Source organism: Pseudoxanthomonas sp. (assembly GCF_036845285.1).
Classification (GTDB): Bacteria; Pseudomonadota; Gammaproteobacteria; order Xanthomonadales; family Xanthomonadaceae; genus Pseudoxanthomonas_A.
The window spans coordinates 199,997-219,961 of record NZ_DAIUEE010000003.1 but is presented as its reverse complement, the minus strand read 5'-3'; the positions used below and the strand labels follow the sequence as shown (position 1 = coordinate 219,961).

Below are 19,965 nucleotides of genomic sequence, written 5' to 3'. Positions count from 1 at the left end.
TCAGCGGTTCGGTCAGGAGGGTAGAATACGTCTTTGCGACCGAGGACGGCCATGACCGCCAGCGTTTCCAGCCCCGTGGTGGGCATCGTGATGGGTTCCCGATCCGACTGGGAGACCATGCAGCATGCCGCGCAGAAACTGGACGCGCTGGGCGTTCCGTACGAAGTGAAAGTCGTGTCGGCGCATCGAACGCCCGATGTGTTGTTCTCGTACGCAGATGCAGCGTCCTCGCGCGGACTGCGCGCGATCATCGCGGGCGCGGGTGGCGCCGCCCACCTGCCTGGCATGCTCGCCGCAAAGACGGCGGTACCGGTGCTCGGCGTGCCGGTGCAGTCCAAGGCGCTCAATGGCATGGACTCGCTGCTGTCCATCGTGCAGATGCCCGCCGGCATCCCGGTGGCGACGTTCGCGATCGGCAATGCGGGCGCCGCCAATGCCGGCCTGTTCGCTGCGGCGCTGCTGGCGCCGGAGTATCCGGCGATCGGCGCTGCGCTCGATGCCTTCCGCACGCGCCAGACCGATGACGTGATGGCGCACGACGATCCCCGCCAGCCGCTATGACCACGGTCGGCATTCTTGGCGGGGGACAACTCGCGCGCATGCTGGCGCTGTCGGGAGCGCCGCTGGGTCTCCGCTTCCTGGTGATGGACACGGCGCCGGACGCCTGCGCGGGCCAGTTCGCGCCGCTGCTGGTGGGCGACTACCGCGACGAGGCGGCGCTGGCGGAGTTTGCATCGAAGGTCGACGTGGCCACGTTCGATTTCGAGAACGTGCCGGCGGAAAGTGCGGAATGGCTTTCGCAGCGCGTTCCCGTGTTCCCGAATCCGCGCGCGCTGGCCGTGGCGCAGGATCGCCTGGTCGAGAAGACGTTGTTCCGCGACCTCGGCATCCCGGTCGGCGCATTCGCCGACGTGAACAGCATCGACGCGCTGCGCACCGAAGTCGCACGGCTGGGCGGCACGTGCATCCTCAAGACGCGTCGCCTGGGTTACGACGGCAAGGGCCAGTTCCGCATCAAGTCGCCGGCGGATGTCGACGCGGCATGGCAGGCGCTGGGCGCCCAGGCGACCAGCGTCGGCCTGATCGTCGAGGCCTTCATCCCGTTCGAGCGGGAACTCTCGGTGGTCGCCGTGCGCGGTCGCGATGGCGAGTTCCGCACGTGGCCGTTGACCGAGAACTGGCATGTCGACGGTGTCCTGTCCGCGAGCCTGGCGCCGGCACGTGCCGACGCCGCGCTGGCCGACGCGGCATGTGCGCATGCACGCCGCCTGGCCGAGGCGCTCGACTACGTGGGCGTGTTCGCACTGGAGCTGTTCTATCGGGACGGCGAACTGCTTGCCAACGAAATGGCGCCGCGCGTGCACAACTCCGGGCACTGGACGATCGAAGGCGCGGAAACGTCCCAGTTCCAGAACCACCTGCGTGCGGTACTTGGCCTGCCGCTGGGCGACACGCGCGTGCTCGGCCACGCCTGCATGCTCAACTGGATCGGCGAGATGCCGGATGCGGCCGCCGTGCTGCACGAGACCGGCGGTCACTGGCACGACTATGGCAAGGAGCCGCGGGCCGGTCGCAAGGTCGGCCACGCCACGCTGCGCGCGGACGATGCATCGCCGCTGGCGAACGCGTTGGCGCGCGTGGGCGGCGCGCTGGGACGGCAATCGCAGGTGGCGCCAGTGGTGGCCCGCCTGTCCGGTTGACGCGGAAAGGGCAGGGAAAAGAAAACGGCCGGGTTTCCCCGGCCGTTTCACTATGACGCGGAGGACGTTGCTCAGCGCAGGTTGCCGGCCACGAAGTCCCAGTTCACCAGCGCCCAGAACGATTCCACGTACTTCGGGCGGGCGTTGCGGTAGTCGATGTAGTAGGCGTGTTCCCACACGTCGATGGTCAGCAGCGGCTTGTCCTCGCCGGTCAGCGGGGTGGCGGCGTTGGAGGTGCTGGCCAGGGCCAGCGAACCGTCCGGGCGCTGCACCAGCCAGCCCCAGCCGGAGCCGAAGGTGCCGATGGCGGTCTTGGTGAACTCTTCCTTGAACTTGGCGAAATCGCCGAAGGCCTTGTTGATCAGTTCGCCCAGCTTGCCGGTCGGCTCACCGCCGCCATTGGGCTTCAGGCAGTTCCAGTAGAAGGTGTGGTTCCAGACCTGCGCGGCATTGTTGAACATGCCGCCCTGCGACTTGCGCACGATCTCTTCCAGCGACGCGTCGGCGAACTCGGTGCCTTCGATCAGCTTGTTGAGGTTGTCGACGTAGGTCTTGTGGTGCTTGCCGTAGTGGAAGTCGATGGTTTCACCGGAGATGTGCGGTTCCAGTGCGGTGCGGTCGTAGGGCAGGGGGGGCAGTTCGATGGCCATGGCTTGGTTCCTTACGCTAGGCGGGTCAAAGGGGTATGCCGGCATCGGCGGGCGATGCAAAGGCTTACACTATGCAATCCGCAGGCGTGGCCGGCGGAACGGACCGAAAGTGTACCCGACGGTGGTTGTCAAACCGTCAAGGAAGGAGAAATCAGCATGCCGGTGATGGAACGCATCCAGGCCGAAGTGGATGGCCACCCGATCGTCCTTTTCATGAAGGGCACGCCGCAGTTCCCGATGTGTGGTTTCTCCAGTCGGGCCATGCAGGCATTGCGCGAAGCGGGCGCCGAACATCTCTACACCATCAACGTGCTGGAAGAGCCGGAGATCCGCGCCAACCTGCCGCGTTTCTCCAACTGGCCGACGTTCCCGCAGCTTTTCATCAACGGCGAGCTGATCGGCGGCTGCGACATCACGCTGGAACTGCATGAGTCCGGCGAACTCCAGCGCATCGTGGCGGAGGCGTTCGCGCCGTGAGCCTGGTCGGACTGCCGATGCGCGCCCCGCGCGTGCTGGACCAGCGCGTCGTCCTGGTCAGCGGTGCGCATGGCGGCCTTGGCAGTGCCGCCGCAGTCGCCTGCGCGGAGGCGGGCGCGACCGTCGTGCTGCTGGGCCGCAAGGTGCCGAAGTTGAACCGGGTGTACGACGCGGTCGCGAAGGTCGGTGCCGAGCCGCTGCTGTATCCGCTCGACCTCGAGGGCGCCACGCCGGACGACTACGCCGAGCTCGTCGATCGCCTGCATGCCGAACTGGGCCGCCTGGACGGCGTGCTGCACTGCGCGGCCGAGTTCAAGGGGCTGACGCCGCTCGAACATACCGACCCGGCCGCATTCGCGCGCGTCGTGCACGTCAATCTCACCGCGCCATGGTGGCTTTCGCAGGCCTGCCTGCCGCTGCTCAAGCAATCGGACGACGCGGCGTTGGTCTTCAGCGTCGACGACCTTGCGCGGGTCGGGCAGGCCTACTGGGGCGCCTATGGCGTTGCGCAGCACGGGCTCACCTCGCTGGTAGGCATGCTGCACGCCGAGGTGGCCGCCAGCAGCGTGCGGGTTTCCGCACTGCAGCCGGGGCCGATGCGTACCGGGTTGCGTTCGCGGGCCTACGCCGACGATACCGATACCCTGGCACGCGAAGCCGCCGACTATGCGGCGGCCTGTGTCACCCTGCTGTCATCTGCGGGCGCCACGCACAGGGGGCAGATATGGAAGGTGCGGGCATGACGGTGCTGTCGGCGGCCTTGCTGCTGTTCCTGATCCTGGACCCGCTGGGCAACATCCCGGTGTTCCTCAGCGTGCTCAAGCCACTGGCGCCGCGTCGCCAGCGCATCGTGGTGGTGCGCGAGCTGCTGATCGCATTGGCGGTGCTGATGCTGTTCCTCTGGGGCGGCAAGTACGCCCTGGAAATGATGCACCTGCGGCAGGAGTCCGTGGCCATCGCCGGCGGCATCGTGTTGTTCCTGATCGGTGTGCGGATGATCTTCCCGCGGCCGGAGGGCTTGATGGGCGAGATGCCGGGCGGCGAGCCTTTCATCGTGCCGCTGGCCATCCCGCTGGTGGCCGGACCGTCAGGCATGGCGGCGGTCATGCTGATGGGCAGCAACGACCCTTCCCGCCTGGGCGACTGGAGCCTGGCGCTGCTGCTGGCGTGGAGTGCCACGGCGGTCATCCTCTTCTCGGCCACGGTCCTCTACAAGTGGCTGGGCCGGCGCGTACTGACCGCGATCGAGCGGCTAATGGGCATGCTTCTGGTCGCCATTTCCGTGCAAATGGTGCTGGACGGCATCGGTACGTACCTGAAGCTCGCGCCGCCCAATATCTGACCGAACGGGACGGGCCGCGGGGCGGCTGGATCGTCGTGCAAGGACTTCCGCGTCGGTGACCTCCAGGCTGTGCTGCACTGCGGAAATTTTGTCATGCCGCGGTCACAAATTGGTCCTATCGTGTTAACCTGTTATTAACCTCCGCGGACGTCGCGTGGGCCATGGGAACCCCTAGCACGCCTTTCGAAACGACCTTCCGGGTCGCTTCCGCGCACGTCCGTCAGCCAGCTTCGCCACATCACTCCCGTACCTGAGGTTTATCCGATGAACCAAACCCGTCGTCTTCGCCTGTCCAAGCTCAGCCTTGGCCTCGTCGTCGCGCTCGCCGCCGCTCCCGCCTTCGCGCAGAGCACGTCGGCTGGTGTGGGCGGCCTAGTCACCGACAATGGCGGCCAGCCCGTCGCCGGCGCCGAGGTGACCATCACCCACGTCGAATCCGGCACGGTCAGCCGCGCCACCACCGACGGCAGCGGCCGTTACAACGCGCGCGGCCTGCGCGTGGGCGGTCCTTACCAGATCGTCGTGACCAAGGCCGGATCGGGCACCAAGACCGAAGATGGCGTCTTCCTGAACCTCAACCAGGTGAATACTGTCAACGCCGCTCTGGCGGGTGACATGACGACGCTGGAGACCGTCACGGCGGTCGGATTCTCTGGCGGGTCGGACGTATTCAGTTCCACCAAGATGGGCACGGGTACAACCGTATCGCGCGAGGCGATCGCCGCCGCGCCGTCGATTGGTCGCAACATCCAGGACATCATGCGAATGGATCCGCGCGTGTCGCAGATCAGCAAGGCGGACGGCGCGATCTCGGCCGGTGGTCAGAACACCCGCTACAACGCGATCCGCATTGACGGTGTGAGCACCAACGATCCGTTCGGTCTGGAGTCGAACAACCTGCCGACGGAGCGTCAGCCGGTGTCTATCGACGCCATCGAGGAAGTTAAGATCGATCTGGCCAACTACGACGTCACGACCACCGGCGGAACCGGTGCGGTCGTCAATGCCGTTACCAAGTCGGGCACCAACGAGTTCCACGGTTCGCTGTACGGCGTGTACCGCAGCGACGACATGGTCGGCGACGACCGCAATGGCAACCCGTTCACCGGTTTCAACAAGGAAGAGACCTACGGTTTCACGCTGGGTGGTCCGCTGGTAAAGGACAAGCTGTTCTTCTTCGCCAATTATGAGAAGTTCAAGCGTGGTGCGCCGGGACCGGATCTGGAGAATACGCCCTACGGCCGTGGTCAGATCACCGATGCCAACATCGCCGCCATCCAGACCGCCGCGCAGACGTGGGGCTTCGATGCCGGCTCGCTGCTCGGCGCCGAATCGCTCGATACCGATATCGAGGAGTACGCGGTCAAGCTGGACTGGAACATCAGCGACAACCATCGCGCCAACATCCGTTACAGCAAATTGACTCAGGATGTCGCCAAGCTGCCGCCAAGCAGTTGGAATAGCGCCATCTCGCTGAGCTCGCACTGGTACAACCAGAACAAGACCTTCGAGAGCACTGTCGCCCAGTTGTTCAGTGACTGGTCCGAAAATTTCTCCACGGAAGTGAAGGTGTCGCGCCGCGAGTACGACGCGATCGCCGAACCCACCTCGCGCCTGCCACACATCCGCATCGACTTCGGCAACAATCAGGTGCTTCTGGGTACAGAGCAGAACCGTCACGTCAACGTGATCAAGACCAAGGAGAACAGTCTGTTCTTCGCAGGCAACTGGTTCGTAGGCGACCACACCTTCAAGTTCGGCGTCGACTACGCCGAGAACGACATCTTCAACTATTACGGCCGCAACCAGAACGGCTACTATCGTTTCACCAGCTTGGCGAACTTCATCTCCGGCAATCCCAGCGAATACGACTATCGCGCCCCGCTACCGGGTGGTAGCTACGCCGACATCCCCGCGGAGTTCACCATCAAGAACACCGGCTTCTTCGCGCAGGACACGTGGGCGGTCAACTACAACCTGAGCCTGCTGTTCGGCGTGCGCGGCGACAAGCCGTCCTTCGGTAGCGAGCCGATCTACAACGAGTGCATCTCCTCGGCGCCAAATCCGGCCGGCACTGGCCCTGTTGGCTGCAACTTCGGAGGGTTCGGCTACAACAATCGCCAGCTAATCGACGGCATCCTGTGGCAGCCGCGCTTCGGATTCAACTACACGTTCGACAGTGATCGCCCCACCCAGTTGCGTGGTGGCGTGGGTCTGTTCATGGGTGCGGCCCCGAATGTGTGGCTGTCCGGCGCTTACCAGAACACCGGTCGCCAGTACGTCGAATACTCGATCCGCAACAGCACCGGCATCGGTCCGATCTTCAGCCCGGATCCGGACAATCAGCCCACCAACTTCGCGACAGGTACGCCGCGTCAGAACGTGGACATCATCCATCCCGACCTGGACCAGCCGTCCGTCTGGAAGGCGAACCTGGCGTTCGACCACGAACTGCCCTGGTACGGCCTGGTTGCTTCTGCGGAGTTGCTGTTGACCAAGGTCAAGGACGCGATCTACCTGGAACGCCTGGATCTGGGTGCGCCGAACAGCACCGTGGGTCCGGATGGCCGCGTCATGTACTGGAACAACAACGGTCTGGATGCGGCGCGCTGGTTGACCAGCCTTAGCTCCGCGACGGGTGGTACGCAGCGCTTCAATCGTCGCTCTTATGTGGGTGACGTCATGCTGCTGCGCAACACCGACAAGGGGCACAGCCAGCAGTTCACCGTGAGCCTCGAGAAACCCATGGCCGAAAACTGGTCGTGGATGGTGGGCTACACCTACACGGCGGCCAAGGAAGTCAGCCCATTGACCAGCTCGCAGAACACGTCGAACTGGAACAACAACCCGATGTTCAACGCCAACGAGGACGCGCTGGTCAATTCGCGCTATGCCATCAAGGACCGCATCAGCGGAGCCCTGACCTTCAAGAAGGCGTTCTTCGGCGACTACGCGACTACGGCCTCCGTGTTCTATGAAGGCCGTAGCGGCCGTCCATTCAGCTACGTCTTCTGGAACGACGCCAATGGCGACAGCCGCACGTTCAACGACCTGTTCTACGTGCCGAAGGGTCCAGGAGACGTGGTGTTCACCAACCTCACCCAGAATGGCGTCACCACTACCGGTGCACAGCAGGAGGCAGCGTTCTTCGAGTGGCTCGCCAAGCATCCGGAGCTCCAGCGGTATGCCGGCAGCTACGCGCCTGCCAACGAGTTCCGCGCCGGTTGGACCAACAGTTTCGACCTGCGCGTCAGCCAGGAACTTCCGGGCTTTTGGAAGGGACACAAGTCGTCGCTGACACTGGACGTTATGAACGTCGGCAATCTGTTGAACAAGAAGTGGGGCCTTATCGAGGACGCTGGCTTCAACTCCAATCTGGCCGTGGCCAATTTCGCGGGCATCTGCAACATCGCCTCCATCAACAGCGGTGTATGCCCTGCGGGTTCGGAAGGCAAGTACGCCTACCACTTCACTGGTGCGCAGGATTTCCAGGTCCAGGAAGTCAACGGCGACGGTGTGAATACAGGTGTATCGCGCTGGGCGGCGCAGGTGACGTTCCGCTACGAGTTCTGATCCAAGGGACTCGGTGCCAGTACCGTAGGAACGGCCGGGGCAACCCGGCCGTTTTCTTTTGGCCGGACTCCTCTTGCCTCCGCGACTGCGCTAAAGTCCCGCCTCTGACGAATGAATGACAGGAATTCCCATGAATCAAACGGCATCGAGGGCGTTGCCGGTGCAGGACGCGCGGATCTACCCGCGCGGTGGCCTGGACGTACTTTCCCGCGCCGAAGTGGCGCGCCTGCGTGATGCGTCCAGCGGCGGCATGCACGAACTGCTGCGCCGTTGCGCGCTGGCCGTGCTGACCAGCGGCAGCGCGTCCGACGATCCGCGCGCGGCGCGCGATCTCTACCCCGGCTTCGACATCCAGGTCCTGCAACAGGACCGCGGCGTGCGCATCGACCTGATCAACGCGCCTGCGATGGCCTTCGTCGATGGCGAGATCATCCGCGGCATCGCGGAGCTGCTGTTCGCGGTGGTGCGCGACCTGGCATACACCGCCATCGAACTCGGTCCGGAATACGCGGCCGACCTGGAATCGTCCGCCGGCATCACCAATGCGGTGTTCGGCCTGCTGCGCAACGCACGCATCCTCAAGCCCAGCGATCCCAACCTGGTCGTGTGCTGGGGTGGTCATTCGATCTCGCGCGACGAGTACCTCTATACCAAGCAGGTCGGCTACGAGCTGGGCCTGCGTGGCCTGGACATCTGCACGGGCTGCGGCCCGGGCGCGATGAAGGGGCCGATGAAGGGCGCGACCATTGCGCATGCCAAGCAGCGCCGTGCGAAGACGCGCTACATCGGCGTGACCGAGCCGGGCATCATCGCGGCCGAGTCGCCGAACCCGATCGTCAACCACCTGGTCATCATGCCGGATATCGAGAAGCGCCTGGAGGCCTTCGTCCGCATCGGCCACGGCATCATCGTGTTCCCGGGTGGCGTGGGTACGGCGGAAGAGATCCTGTACCTGCTCGGCATCCTGCTGCATCCGGACAACGCGCACCTGCCGTTCCCGCTGATCCTGACGGGGCCGACCATCGCGGCGCCTTACTTCGAACAGATCGACCGCTTCATCCGCCTGACGCTGGGCGACGCCGCGGCCGAACGCTACGAGATCATCATCGGCGACCCGGTGGCGGTGGCCAAGAAGATGGGCGCCGGCATCCGCCGCGTGCGGGAGAACCGGATCGAGCACAAGGATTCGTTCTTCTTCAACTGGGCCATCCAGATTCCGGAGGACTACCAGCAGCCGTTCATTCCGTCGCATGAAGCGATGGCGGCGTTGCAGCTGCGCCCGGGACGCGCCGTGCATGATCTCGCCGCAGACCTGCGCCGCGCGTTCTCCGGCATCGTTGCCGGCAACGTCAAGGAAGACGGCATGCGCCGCATCGAGGAATTCGGTCCGTTCGAGATCCATGGCGATGCCGCGATGATGCAGGCGCTGGACGAATTGCTGCGCGCTTTCGTCGAGCAGCGCCGGATGAAGATCGCGGGCGAATACAGGCCCTGCTATCGCGTGGTGACCTGAGGCATGCGCTAGCGCGACGAATCGAGGGGCAGGTGGATGACGGCGGAGTAGACGCCGTCTGCAGTTTGCGTGTCCACGCGTCCGTCGCCCTGGGTCGCCGCGTGGATGCGCGCCCGCACCGAACTCAGGCCGACCTGGTGGCCCGGGGCGGGCCGCGCCGATGCGGGAGGCAAGGTGTTGGTCACGGATATCTGCAGGTAGCTGCCGGCTATTCCGACGCGGATGCTGACTTCGCCGCCGGATGTCGAAGGTTCGATGCCATGGCGAATGGCGTTCTCCGCCAGCGGCTGGATGGACAGCGTAGGGACCTGCAGCGCCGGAAGCTCATCGGGAACCTCCCACTGCAGGCTGAGGCGGTCTCCCAGGCGAAGCTGCTCGATTTCCAGATAGCGGCGCGCCAGCGACAGATCCTCCTTCAGCGGGATGGAATCACGCTGTGACAGCGCTGCCCGGAACAGGTCCGACAGGTCCAGCAGCAACTGCTCCGCCAGGTCTGGCTTCGCATGCAGCAGTGAAATGCCGGTGTTGAGCGTATTGAAGAGGAAATGCGGCTGGATACGCGCCTGCAGGGCCTGCAGCTTGGCGTGCTCGGCCGCCACCGCCAACTGCCTCGCTCGCCACTGCGCTTGGAATGCCCCCAACCCCAGCGCGCCCATGATCAGGGCAATGGCAGTGATGCGCAGCGAAAGCGTCAACCAGCCGCCTTCGGGCGGCGGCATGAGGTCCCGCAGCGCCAGCCAGCCGGCCAGCAGCACGATCCAAGTGCTGGCCAGCAGCGCGCCAAGACCGACCTGAGCGACGAAAGGCGGGCTGGTCCGAGAAAGCCGCAGGCGCAGCAGATACAGCAAGCCCAGCGAGGTCAACACGATCCACTGGATTGCGAGCGAGGCTACGCCGAAGTAGGTCAGGCGATCGCCTTCTCGGCCCGGGGTGATCGCCAGGATCGCGGCCAGTGCCTCCCCAGCCAATAGCACCCACACCAGGGTTCGGGCCTGCCAGAGGGTGTCGAGGGGACTCAACACGGGGGACGGAGTGGCCATGTCGTAAGGCGTGGATCGGAGGGAAGGAGGGCGGTTGTGGCCGCAGGCGGGGTGGTCACCGGCCCAAACTCGCCATTGAGGCGGCGAATCGTGCCGTTCATTCGGGAAGAGCTGGTCGGTGTCCGGGGTTGAGGCTAGGGTAAGCCGTCAACAAGGGGAAGGGTATGTCCGTCTCACACCCGAGCGATGCCGGCGGCGCATTGCGCAGGCAGCGCCAGCGTGGCTTCACGCTGATCGAGCTGATGGTGACCATCGCGGTGATCGCCATCCTCTCGGCCATCGCCGCGCCGTCGATGGTCGCGTTGATGAATTCCAACCGTCTTTCCAGCACGGCTGGCGAACTGACCGCTGCCGCGCAGTTGGCGCGTGCGGAGGCCATCCGGCGCAATGCGCCTGTGCGCCTGTGTCGCAGTACCGATGGCACGACCTGCTCGAACGGTGCCGAGTGGGGTGGCTGGGCCATCGTCGGTAACAACAACCTTGACGCTGGCGAGGACGTCGTGCGCGGCGGATTGTTCCCAGGCAATGTGCAGCTTGCCGGGCCAGTGGCCGGCATCACGTTCAATTCGGCCGGCCTGATTCCAGCGGCGGAGGTACTGACCGTCTGTATTCCGACCACCCGTCCAGCCGACAACCAGCGGGTGATAACGATCAGTGTGGCGGGACATGTCAGGACCGAACGGGCCGACGGCGGAGGTATTTGCTCATGAATCAATGTTCCAGCAGTGGTGCAGGTGTGCGTCGCAGCTCATCGCACGGCCCGCGCTCGGTGCGTGGCATCAGCCTGATCGAAGTGCTGGTGGCCGTGGTGGTGTTGAGCATCGGCCTGCTCGGCGTGGCTGCCATGCAATCCGTTGCCCTGCGAGGCGGACAGAGTTCGCTTGAAACCAGCCAGGCGGTCATGCAGACCAACGCCATCCTCGACGCCATACGCGCCAATCGCGCCAACGCAGCGGCCTACAACACCGACGCCATGGTGTGTACCGCGGTGGCGGGCAGCGATGTGGCCGGAAGTGATCTGCAGACCTGGATCACCGACCTGAAGAACAACATCGCCAATAACGATGCCGACACAACCACCTGTGGCGAGATCAGAGGCTGCCCCGAGGCCTGCGTCATCACCATTCAGTGGGATGACTCGCGTGCCGGCGGCGGCAACGAGCGGCAAGTGGTGACGAGGACGACCATATGACATCGCGCCGTCCTGCCGCCGGCTTCAGCCTGATCGAACTGATGGTGGCCTTGGTGCTGGGCCTGCTGGTCACCGGCGCTGCCTTTGCGATCCTGCAATCCAATCAGGCGACCTATCGTTCGAATGAAGGTTTGAACCGCATCCAGGAAAACGCCCGCATCGCTTTCGAATTGATGTCACGCGATATCCGCGCGGCCGGAGGCAGCGCCTGTTCACGGTATTCGGAGATCGTGGGCGGCAATGCGGAGGCCGCCCAGTTCAGCACCTCGCCTATCCAGGGTGATGCCACGTCGTTGCGGGTGTTTTCCGGCGACGATACTGCCTACCGGGTGGAGAGCACGACTTCCAGTTCCGTTACGCTGGATGACGGGGAGCTCGACGCGGCCTCCGATGCGTTTTCCGTTGGCAACCTCATCATGTTGTGCAACAGCAGTCGTACCCACGTGGTCGCCGCCACCGGTGTGACGGGAATGACGGTCAGTTTCGACGGATTGCCGGACTACCCGGTGACCGATGCCGCGTTGCTGCCGTCGGTCGTCTTGGCACGTTTCCGCGACGTGCAGTGGTTCGTACAGGAGAATGGTCGCGGAGGAGGCAGCTCCCTTTATATGTCGCGCTTCGATGGTGCGGCAGAGGAAGTGGTCGATGGCGTGCAGGACATCGACTTCAGCTATCGCCAGCGTGGCGAAGCCGACTACACCGATACGCCGGGCGACGATGTGGTCGCCGTGCGGATCAACATGACGCTGCAGGGCGCGGACGTCGATGGCCGCGCCCTGACGCGGCAGGTATCCAACGTCGTCAGCCTGCGGGGACGCACGCTATGAAATCCTCTCTTACCCATTCCGCAAAAACCGGGCGCGATCAGCAGGGTATCGCCCTGATCGTGGTGCTGGTCCTGCTGGTGGTGACGGCTATCCTGGGCTTGGCCATCATGCGCAGCTCCGCCATGCAGGAGCGCATGGCCGCCAATCTGCGTGACCGCAGTGTCGCTTTCCAGGCGGCCGAGGGCGCGCTTCGTTTCGCGCAGGACCAGGTGCTTGGTGCGGGAGACTGGGACCGCCGGATTCCCACCGCGGCTGACTGCGCGTCTGACAGCATCTGTCCCAGCGGCTCCGTGCCGGTATGGCGCCAGGTGCCGGACGATAGCTACGACAACCGGATGGTCGCGGAGAATCCCGAGTACTGGATCGAGTACGTCGGTACCGGGCCGGGCCAGCCTGGTGGTTGCGATACCACCTCCGGTTCCACCCTCAACTGCGCCAACCCCTTGTACCGCGTGACCGCGCGCAGCCGTTCCGCAGGCCGCGCCGACGTGCTCGTGCAAGCCACCGTCATCAGCCGCATCCCGGATGAGCCATGAACACTCCTTCTTCCCTGCATCCGCGTCGTCAACATGCCGCTCACCGCCCCTGGTGGAGCGCGCCGGCTGCCTTTCTGGTCACATTGCTGGCGCTCCCGGTCAATGCCGGCGTCACGATTCCGCCTGAGCCGATGACCACCGGCGCGCGGATACCGCCGAATATCCTGATGGTGCTGGACAATTCCGGCTCCATGCAGTGGGACTACATGCCTGACAGTGTTCCCAGTGTCAGCGGTCTCAACATCGCAAGGCAGGCTTACACGCGCAACACGATCTACTACAACCCGTTCAAGGACTACCGGCCGTGGGTGAACCCCGACGGTTCTGAGATGACGGGCGGTATGTCATACACCGCCGCGTATTCCCATGTTGCGCTGGTGCCGCCCTTCGATACCGGCACCATCAATCTGTCGGGTGCAACACAGACCTACTATGTGCCGAAGAATACCGGCGATGCCACCACCTTCGGCAATGTCGCCAACTACTGGCGTTATCAGATTCTGACCAATGGCACGGTGGAACGCTCCGAATGGTCGGGTGGGTATCCGGTGCCAGGCTATCCCCAGACGGGTCTGACCGGAGGATTGGCTCAGACGATGGTCACGGGATTCCCGACGTTCACGGTCCCGGCCAATACGGTAAACGTCACGATCACGGTGACAGGCTCAAATGCAGAGCTCTATTACCGGTATGGAGCTGAGCCCACCACGACAGACTATGAGAATAGGAACACGGGGTCTGGCGCGACCAAGACAAGGTCGATAAGCAACCCGGCTGCAGGAACGGTGATCCACCTCGGCTTGCGGGGCAGGGTGGCGACAGGCTTCATCGGCGCCAGCCTGACGATCACGTATTACACCAGCAACGAAGATGGATGCGTCGGCACACGTTGGACGAACTGCACCGCAGCCACGCCCACCAGCGCAACGAGACCTGCGGGTCGTTCGGCGGCTGACGAGCGGACCAACTTCGCGACCTGGTATTCCTACCACCGGACCCGTTTCAAGGTCGCCAAGTCGGGCGCGGGGCGTGCGTTCTCGCAGATCGGCTCGAATTATCGTGTCGGCTACCGGAATATCTGGAACGACATGTCTCAGAGCAATACGGTCATTCCTGGTGGCGGTGTGTGGCCAACGGGCGGCAGATGGAATACCCATCCCTTGTCGCGCGCCAAACCCATTCCGGTCACGCGCAACCAAGGCTTGTTCGACGATCCCAACGGCACCACGGGCGCCGACAACAATCGTACTGCGTGGTTCCAGCGACTGTATTCCGAAAATGGCTCCGGCTCCACGCCGTTGCGCTCCGCAATATGGAACGCGGGCAATTACTTCAAGACTGACCATACGGCCACGGGGCCTTGGGGTCCTGGTGCGCCGGTGGAGCAATTCAGCTGCCGTCAGAGCTACATGATCCTGACCACCGATGGCTACCGTAACGACAACGATAATGCGGCTTACGATTACACGGGCGTAAATGAGAAGGTCGGCGAGCAGGATGGTACCTTCCCCCTGCCGTACAAGGGCGATAACCAGGCCGACACGCTGGCCGATATCGCCATGTATTACTGGAAGACCGATTTGCGCGAGGACATGGTGAACAACGTCCCGGCGTCGATCGACGACCCCGCCAGTCACCAGCATATGGTGACCTTCTCTGTGTCGCTGGGTGCGGCGGGCAGCCTGGATCCTGAAAACGACCTGCCGGCCATCACGGCGGGTACCAAGAGCTGGCCGATCTCCGTCAACAATACCGCCAGCAGCATCGACGATCTGTGGCATGCGGCGGTGAACGGGCGTGGCCGCTACGTGCTGGCCAACGATTCGGACAGGTTCACCAAGGCGTTGCAGGATGCCTTGACCGAGATCGAACGGCGCAGCAGTTCCTATTCCAACGTCGTGTCCACCTCCGTATCGCCGGAGGCCAGCACGCTGGTGTTCAACGCCAGCTACGAGCAGGGCAGCTGGAAGGGCGGCCTGAGGGCCAGCAGGGCGTCGGATGGCGCGGAAATGTGGAATGCGAGCATCGGGGACTGGAGCACCCGCAAGGTCTTCACCTCCGAAGGTGGCACGGGGCGTACGTTCCCCACCACGACCCAGACGGCAGTGCTCGCTCGAACCGGCGACACGTTCAACTATCCGGTGACCGGCGCGCGGAATGTCGACTACATCAAGGGCGACACGAGTCTGGAAGGCAACGAGGCACCCCACCTGCGCAGACGTACCGGCCTGCTGGGCGACATTATCAATTCCTCGCCCGCTTATGTCGCGGACACCAATACGCTTTACGTAGGCGCCAATGACGGCATGCTGCATGCTTTCAACGCGAGTAATGGCGAGGAGTTGTTCGCCTACATCCCCAACATCATCAATTGGGGACTGTTGTCCACGTTGAGCCGTGGCGACTACGCGCACCGGTACTTCGTGGATGGCCCCATCGCGGTCAGTCCGCGCACCTTGACCTCCGCCAGCACGAACATCTTGGTGGGAAGCCTGGGGCGTGGCGGCAAGGGGCTGTATGCGCTGGATGTCACTAGTCCCGCAGCGATGGCGGCGACCAACTTCAAGTGGGAGCGCGCGGACACGCCTGGCAGCAACATGGGTCTTGTCCTCAGCAAGCCGCTGCTGGCCAATGTGAATGCCGGCACGCGCAGGGCGGCCGCGGTGGTTGCCAATGGGCCGAACAGCAACAACGAGCGCGCCGTGCTCATCGTTCTGGACATGAACACAGGCGCCGTGATTCGTGAAATCGATACCGGCGTTGGAAGCGTGCTCGTGCCCAACGGCCTGTCTTCGGCGACGGGCATCTATGGCATCGACGGCAGGACGCTGGCCTATGTCTATGCCGGCGACATGCAAGGCAACGTCTGGAAGTTCGACCTGACCTCGGCTACGCCGACAGACTGGACCGCCACGCGCCTGTTCACGGCGCAGGACGCTGACGGCAAGGCGCAGCCCATCACCGGCGGTGTGGCGGTGGGTGTCCATCCGCTGACCCGGAAGCGCTGGGTCTTCTTCGGTACCGGTCGCTACCTGACCGCCGAAGACGCGCAGCCCGGAAGCACCGACGTGCAGAGCATGTACGGTTTCATCGACGAGAATGCGACCCGCACGCGTGACGATCTGACCGAGCGCGCCGTACAGGTGACGGAAGGCAATGTGCGCGCTTTTGAGCCGCGCGCAACATTGCCTCCCGCGTCGAAGGGGTGGTATCTCGATTTGCCGGTCGGCGGCGAGAGGATCGTGCAGGACGCGCAGTTGGCAGGCCGTTTCCTGCTTACCGCCAGCATCATCCCCTCGGGCGGTGCCTGCAGTTCCAGCGGCACCGGCTATATCAACGCACTGGATGCTTTCACTGGTACCAGTGGCAGCCTCTCGTATTTCGACCTCAATGGTGACGGGATTACCGAGGACACGGCGGTGACCGGCAACCTGCCGGTGGGCTCGGTGAACCTGGGCAACGGCATGCCGACCTTGCCGAATCTGTTGCGTGGTCTGCTGGGGGTCGGTGGCAGCGGTGGCGCCGGATTGAATACGGTGCGTACGGCGGCGCCGCGTTGGGACCGCGCCTCGTGGCGTGAGATCCGCAGGGACTGACACATGGAGAACGGACAGATGATGGTTTCCGCCAAGGCCGCGCCCCGTGCGCTGGCTGGTTTCACCCTGATCGAACTGATGGTAGTGGTGGCGATCATCGGCATCCTCGCCTCGATCGCCCTGCCCAGCTACCTCGAGCATGTGCGCAAGGGTCGTCGCGCAGGTGGCACCGCCTGCCTCTTGCAGGCGGCGCAGCAGATGGAGCGCTTCTACACCACGCGACTGGCGTACAACGCTGACGGCACTCCGGAGGTCTTTACCTGCGATGCGGACGTGAGCAGGTTCTACAGGGTCGAACCCGTTACCTCCAGCCTGGAGGCCAGGGCTTTTTTGCTGACCGCTACGCCGCAGGGCAGCCAGGCGGATGACCGCTGCGGTACCCTGTCAATCGATCAAGCCGGCAATCGCTTACCTGCCACGGATGGCTGTTGGTGAAGAGTATAAAGTGCCTGAGCATGTGTTACTGCGATAGGCACGCGTGCGACTGACCAAAGCGCCGAGAGCCTTCGCAGAGGGCAGAATCTCTTCCTGGCGCAATGGGCGAGAAGGGCAATAAAAAAAGCCGCATCCAAGGATGCGGCTTTTTTCGATCTGGCGCCCGAAGTTGGACTCGAACCAACGACCCCCTGATTAACAGTCAAGTGCTCTAACCGGCTGAGCTATTCGGGCGGGGCGCGTATTGTAGCCAGCGATTCCGGCGGGAACAAGCCTCGGGACATGAAGGCCGGGTAGGGCGTGCGGAGCCGGGGGGTGCGGTGCGGGAATCAACACGGTGTGGTCAGGCTGCCGCGCACGGTGCGCGCGCGGCCCGTGTTGTTCAGTATGACGCTGGTGGCCACGCGGCCGTCGTAGCAGATCCGGATGGTCAGGTTGGTGCCGTAGCTCATGCCGGTCGGCTGATAGCGGACATGCCGGCGGCCCTGTGTGGACACTACGCGGATACTCGGGTTGTCCGGCACGGTGTCGTTCCGGTAGATGTCGTCGCCGTCGTCGGGCTGGCGGTTTCCATCCGGGTCGCGGAACGACAGCCAGTGTCCTCCCCAGTCGGTGCCCTGGCGGCATGTGCCGGCACCATCGCTGGGGCAGACCATGACCGGGACGTTGTGGCTGATGGCGGTCATCCGGGCCGAGGCGAAGTGGGACACCAGCAGATTCGCTATCGCACCGGCCTGCTGGCGTGCCCGGAACTCCCGCATCGACGGCAGGCCTATGGCGACCATGAGTGCCAGGACGGACAGGGTTACCGCGGTTTCCACCAGCGTGAAGCCACGCAAGGGTGCGGCGCGTTGGATATGACTCCCCTGACGGGGAGACGAAGGCATCCTTGCCATCGACAGTTCCTTGTGAAATGGGCGCGATCAGGTTCGCGGCCGTTTGCTTTTCTCGCCATCAGGTCTGGACCTGTCCGCGTGTAGGAATTCGCCTCGGTCCCTGTCACGCGCCCATCGCTATACTCGTTCGCTTGTCTCAGGTGTGCGCCATGACCGACCGTTTCCAGCTCGTTTCCCCTTACTCCCCGGCCGGCGACCAGCCGCGGGCCATCGAGAAGCTCGTGGAGAATTTCGAGGCCGGCCTGGCGAAACAGACGCTGCTGGGCGTGACGGGTTCCGGCAAGACCTACACCATCGCCAACGTGGTGCAGCGGGTGCAGAAGCCGACCCTGGTCATGGCGCCCAACAAGACGCTGGCGGCGCAGCTGTATGGCGAATTCAAGGCTTTTTTCCCGCACAACGCGGTCGAATATTTCGTCAGCTACTACGACTACTACCAGCCCGAAGCCTACGTGCCGTCGAGCGACACCTTCATCGAGAAGGACAGTTCGATCAACGAGCACATCGAGCAGATGCGGCTGGCGGCGACCAAGACCCTGCTGTCGCGCCCGGATGCGCTGGTGGTCGCTACGGTATCCGCGATCTACGGCCTCGGTGCGCCGGAAGACTACCTGTCGCTGCGGCTGATCCTGTCACTGGGTGAGCGCATCGACCAGCGCGAACTGATCCGCCACCTGACCCAGTTGCAGTACACGCGCAATGAATACGAGCTGCAGCGCGGCACCTTCCGCGTGCGCGGCGAGATCATCGACGTGCATCCGGCGGAAAGCGATGCCGAGGCCGTGCGCATCGAGCTGTTCGATGGCGAGGTCGAGGGCCTGAGCCTGTTCGATCCGCTCACCGGCGAGTCGCTGCGCAAGCTGCAGCGTTACACCGTCTATCCCAAGACCCACTACGCCACCACCCGCGAGCGCGTGCTGGCTGCCATCGACACGATCAAGGTGGAGCTGAAGGATCGGCTGGAGCAGCTGTACGCGCAGAACAAGCTGGTGGAGGCGCAGCGGCTGGCGCAGCGGACCCAGTTCGACGTGGAAATGATGGCCGAGGTCGGCTTCTGTTCGGGCATCGAGAACTACTCGCGCCACCTGACCGGCAAGGCGCCGGGCGAGCCGCCGCCGACGCTGTTCGACTACCTGCCGGCGGATGCGCTGCTGGTGATCGACGAATCCCACGTGACCATTCCCCAGATCGGCGCCATGTACAAGGGCGACCGCTCGCGCAAGGAAACGCTGGTGGAGTTCGGTTTCCGACTGCCATCGGCGCTGGACAACCGGCCGTTGCGCTTCGAGGAATGGGAAGCGCGTTCGCCCCGCAGCATCTACGTCTCCGCAACGCCTGGACCGTACGAACTGCGCGAGTCCGCCGGCGAGATCGTCGAGCTGGTGGTGCGTCCCACCGGCCTGATCGATCCGGAAGTCGAGATCCGCCCGGTCGGCACGCAGGTGGACGACCTGCTGTCGCAGATCAACGAGCGGGTGTCGTGGGGCGATCGTGTGCTGGTCACCACGCTGACCAAGCGCATGGCCGAGAACCTGACCGAGTACCTGGGCGAGCACGGCATCAAGGTGCGCTACCTGCACTCGGACGTCGATACCGTCGAGCGCGTGGAGATCATCCGCGACCTGCGGCTTGGCAAGTTCGACGTGCTGGTCGGCATCAATCTGCTGCGCGAGGGCCTGGACATGCCGGAAGTGTCGCTGGTGGCGATCCTCGACGCGGACAAGGAGGGCTTCCTGCGTTCCACCGGCTCGCTGATCCAGACCATCGGCCGGGCGGCGCGCAACCTGCGCGGCAAGGCGATCCTCTATGCCGACAGGATGACCCGCTCGATGCAGGCGGCGATCGATGAAACCGGACGGCGCCGCGAGAAACAGGTGGAATACAACCTGGAGCACGGCATCACACCGAAGTCCGTGGCCCGTCCCATCGTCGACATCCTGGAGGGCGCGCGCAGCGAGGCCGCCAACGATGGCAAGGCCGGGCGGGGCAAGGTGCGTCGCGTGGCCGAGGAGTCGGCCGAGTACGGCGTGATGGATCCGGCGAAGGCGGTGGCCAAGATCAAGACGCTGGAACAGCAGATGTACCAGCACGCCCGCGACCTGGAATTCGAGGATGCCGCGCGCCTGCGCGACCAGATCCAGCGGCTGAAGGAGGCCAGCCTGGGCGGCTGAGCCGAAGAAATCCTTGC

Annotated in this window: 17 protein-coding genes and 1 tRNA gene; 14 read left to right on the top strand and 4 right to left on the bottom strand. The window is 64.1% G+C overall.

Going from position 1 to position 19,965, the window contains the following annotated elements:
* Window positions 1–51: 51 nt before the first annotated feature.
* The gene (purE, locus tag V7060_RS05660; protein ID WP_334178269.1) at window positions 52–561 is read left to right on the top strand and encodes a 5-(carboxyamino)imidazole ribonucleotide mutase; all 510 of its coding nucleotides are present in this window, start codon (window positions 52–54) and stop codon (window positions 559–561) included.
* The gene (locus tag V7060_RS05655) at window positions 558–1,700 is read left to right on the top strand and encodes a 5-(carboxyamino)imidazole ribonucleotide synthase (protein ID WP_334178268.1); all 1,143 of its coding nucleotides are present in this window, start codon (window positions 558–560) and stop codon (window positions 1,698–1,700) included. The genes purE and V7060_RS05655 overlap by 4 nt, the downstream gene beginning before the upstream one ends.
* A 71-nt stretch (window positions 1,701–1,771) precedes the next feature.
* Here V7060_RS05655 and V7060_RS05650 read toward each other — a convergent pair whose 3' ends face one another.
* Entirely contained in the window at window positions 1,772–2,350 is a 579-nt protein-coding gene (locus tag V7060_RS05650) for a Fe-Mn family superoxide dismutase (RefSeq protein WP_334178267.1), read from the bottom strand.
* A gap of 156 nt (window positions 2,351–2,506) precedes the next feature.
* Between V7060_RS05650 and grxD the strand changes: the two genes are divergently transcribed.
* The 5 genes from grxD to ppnN all read left to right on the top strand — a co-directional run bounded on the left by grxD (window position 2,507) and on the right by ppnN (window position 9,255).
* Window positions 2,507–2,827, top strand: coding sequence for a Grx4 family monothiol glutaredoxin (gene grxD / locus V7060_RS05645; RefSeq protein ID WP_334178266.1), 321 nt, complete (start codon window positions 2,507–2,509; stop codon window positions 2,825–2,827).
* A gap of 17 nt (window positions 2,828–2,844) precedes the next feature.
* On the top strand, window positions 2,845–3,570 hold the full coding sequence (locus V7060_RS05640; protein WP_334178408.1) for an SDR family NAD(P)-dependent oxidoreductase: 726 nt from the start codon (window positions 2,845–2,847) through the stop codon (window positions 3,568–3,570).
* Window positions 3,567–4,169, top strand: a complete 603-nt coding sequence (locus tag V7060_RS05635) for a YhgN family NAAT transporter (protein ID WP_334178265.1) — start codon at window positions 3,567–3,569, stop codon at window positions 4,167–4,169. The genes V7060_RS05640 and V7060_RS05635 overlap by 4 nt, the downstream gene beginning before the upstream one ends.
* A 264-nt stretch (window positions 4,170–4,433) precedes the next feature.
* Window positions 4,434–7,742, top strand: coding sequence for a carboxypeptidase regulatory-like domain-containing protein (locus tag V7060_RS05630; protein ID WP_334178264.1), 3,309 nt, complete (start codon window positions 4,434–4,436; stop codon window positions 7,740–7,742).
* Between the two features lie 124 nt (window positions 7,743–7,866).
* Window positions 7,867–9,255 (top strand): nucleotide 5'-monophosphate nucleosidase PpnN, encoded by a 1,389-nt coding sequence (gene ppnN, locus V7060_RS05625; RefSeq protein ID WP_334178407.1) that lies wholly within the window; start codon window positions 7,867–7,869, stop codon window positions 9,253–9,255.
* Window positions 9,256–9,263: 8 nt separating this feature from the next.
* Here the strand turns inward: ppnN and V7060_RS05620 are convergent, their stop codons facing one another.
* Window positions 9,264–10,295, bottom strand: a complete 1,032-nt coding sequence (locus V7060_RS05620; protein WP_334178263.1) for a histidine kinase — start codon at window positions 10,293–10,295, stop codon at window positions 9,264–9,266.
* 164 nt (window positions 10,296–10,459) lie between these two features.
* Between V7060_RS05620 and V7060_RS05615 the strand changes: the two genes are divergently transcribed.
* Genes V7060_RS05615 through V7060_RS05590 form a run of 6 tightly spaced genes read left to right on the top strand, consistent with a single transcriptional unit; the run spans window position 10,460 to window position 16,881 of the window.
* The gene (locus V7060_RS05615) at window positions 10,460–11,005 is read left to right on the top strand and encodes a GspH/FimT family pseudopilin (RefSeq protein ID WP_334178262.1); all 546 of its coding nucleotides are present in this window, start codon (window positions 10,460–10,462) and stop codon (window positions 11,003–11,005) included.
* The gene (gene pilV / locus V7060_RS05610) at window positions 11,002–11,487 is read left to right on the top strand and encodes a type IV pilus modification protein PilV (RefSeq protein ID WP_334178261.1); all 486 of its coding nucleotides are present in this window, start codon (window positions 11,002–11,004) and stop codon (window positions 11,485–11,487) included. The genes V7060_RS05615 and pilV overlap by 4 nt, the downstream gene beginning before the upstream one ends.
* Window positions 11,484–12,314: a prepilin-type N-terminal cleavage/methylation domain-containing protein gene (locus V7060_RS05605; protein ID WP_334178260.1), complete on the top strand. Its 831-nt coding sequence runs from the start codon at window positions 11,484–11,486 to the stop codon at window positions 12,312–12,314. Before pilV ends, V7060_RS05605 begins: the two co-directional genes overlap by 4 nt.
* Window positions 12,311–12,850 (top strand): PilX N-terminal domain-containing pilus assembly protein, encoded by a 540-nt coding sequence (locus tag V7060_RS05600; protein ID WP_334178259.1) that lies wholly within the window; start codon window positions 12,311–12,313, stop codon window positions 12,848–12,850. Before V7060_RS05605 ends, V7060_RS05600 begins: the two co-directional genes overlap by 4 nt.
* Window positions 12,847–16,446, top strand: coding sequence for a PilC/PilY family type IV pilus protein (locus V7060_RS05595; protein ID WP_334178258.1), 3,600 nt, complete (start codon window positions 12,847–12,849; stop codon window positions 16,444–16,446). The genes V7060_RS05600 and V7060_RS05595 overlap by 4 nt, the downstream gene beginning before the upstream one ends.
* Before the next feature lie 3 nt (window positions 16,447–16,449).
* Window positions 16,450–16,881 carry a type IV pilin protein gene (locus tag V7060_RS05590; protein ID WP_334178257.1) on the top strand — a complete coding sequence of 144 codons (432 nt, stop codon included), beginning with the start codon at window positions 16,450–16,452 and terminating at the stop codon, window positions 16,879–16,881.
* A gap of 157 nt (window positions 16,882–17,038) precedes the next feature.
* Here the strand turns inward: V7060_RS05590 and V7060_RS05585 are convergent.
* Window positions 17,039–17,115, bottom strand: a tRNA-Asn gene (locus tag V7060_RS05585).
* Window positions 17,116–17,210: 95 nt separating this feature from the next.
* Complete coding sequence (locus V7060_RS05580) at window positions 17,211–17,777, bottom strand: GspH/FimT family pseudopilin (protein ID WP_334178256.1); 567 nt, start codon at window positions 17,775–17,777, stop codon at window positions 17,211–17,213.
* Window positions 17,778–17,926: 149 nt separating this feature from the next.
* Between V7060_RS05580 and uvrB the strand changes: the two genes are divergently transcribed.
* Window positions 17,927–19,948 carry an excinuclease ABC subunit UvrB gene (gene uvrB / locus V7060_RS05575; RefSeq protein ID WP_334178255.1) on the top strand — a complete coding sequence of 674 codons (2,022 nt, stop codon included), beginning with the start codon at window positions 17,927–17,929 and terminating at the stop codon, window positions 19,946–19,948.
* Window positions 19,949–19,965 lie beyond the last annotated feature (17 nt).

Excerpts from the sequence above, each read along its gene's own strand:
- purE (WP_334178269.1), top strand. The coding sequence starts at position 52 with ATGACCGCCAGCGTTTCCAGCCCCGTGGTGGGCATCGTGATGGGTTCC.
- V7060_RS05655 (WP_334178268.1), top strand. The coding sequence starts at position 558 with ATGACCACGGTCGGCATTCTTGGCGGGGGACAACTCGCGCGCATGCTG.
- V7060_RS05650 (WP_334178267.1), bottom strand. The coding sequence starts at position 2,350 with ATGGCCATCGAACTGCCCCCCCTGCCCTACGACCGCACCGCACTGGAA.
- grxD (WP_334178266.1), top strand. The coding sequence starts at position 2,507 with ATGCCGGTGATGGAACGCATCCAGGCCGAAGTGGATGGCCACCCGATC.
- V7060_RS05640 (WP_334178408.1), top strand. The coding sequence starts at position 2,845 with ATGCGCGCCCCGCGCGTGCTGGACCAGCGCGTCGTCCTGGTCAGCGGT.
- V7060_RS05635 (WP_334178265.1), top strand. The coding sequence starts at position 3,567 with ATGACGGTGCTGTCGGCGGCCTTGCTGCTGTTCCTGATCCTGGACCCG.
- V7060_RS05630 (WP_334178264.1), top strand. The coding sequence starts at position 4,434 with ATGAACCAAACCCGTCGTCTTCGCCTGTCCAAGCTCAGCCTTGGCCTC.
- V7060_RS05620 (WP_334178263.1), bottom strand. The coding sequence starts at position 10,295 with ATGGCCACTCCGTCCCCCGTGTTGAGTCCCCTCGACACCCTCTGGCAG.
- V7060_RS05615 (WP_334178262.1), top strand. The coding sequence starts at position 10,460 with ATGTCCGTCTCACACCCGAGCGATGCCGGCGGCGCATTGCGCAGGCAG.
- pilV (WP_334178261.1), top strand. The coding sequence starts at position 11,002 with ATGAATCAATGTTCCAGCAGTGGTGCAGGTGTGCGTCGCAGCTCATCG.
- V7060_RS05605 (WP_334178260.1), top strand. The coding sequence starts at position 11,484 with ATGACATCGCGCCGTCCTGCCGCCGGCTTCAGCCTGATCGAACTGATG.
- V7060_RS05600 (WP_334178259.1), top strand. The coding sequence starts at position 12,311 with ATGAAATCCTCTCTTACCCATTCCGCAAAAACCGGGCGCGATCAGCAG.
- V7060_RS05595 (WP_334178258.1), top strand. The coding sequence starts at position 12,847 with ATGAACACTCCTTCTTCCCTGCATCCGCGTCGTCAACATGCCGCTCAC.
- V7060_RS05590 (WP_334178257.1), top strand. The coding sequence starts at position 16,450 with ATGGAGAACGGACAGATGATGGTTTCCGCCAAGGCCGCGCCCCGTGCG.
- V7060_RS05580 (WP_334178256.1), bottom strand. The coding sequence starts at position 17,777 with ATGGCAAGGATGCCTTCGTCTCCCCGTCAGGGGAGTCATATCCAACGC.
- uvrB (WP_334178255.1), top strand. The coding sequence starts at position 17,927 with ATGACCGACCGTTTCCAGCTCGTTTCCCCTTACTCCCCGGCCGGCGAC.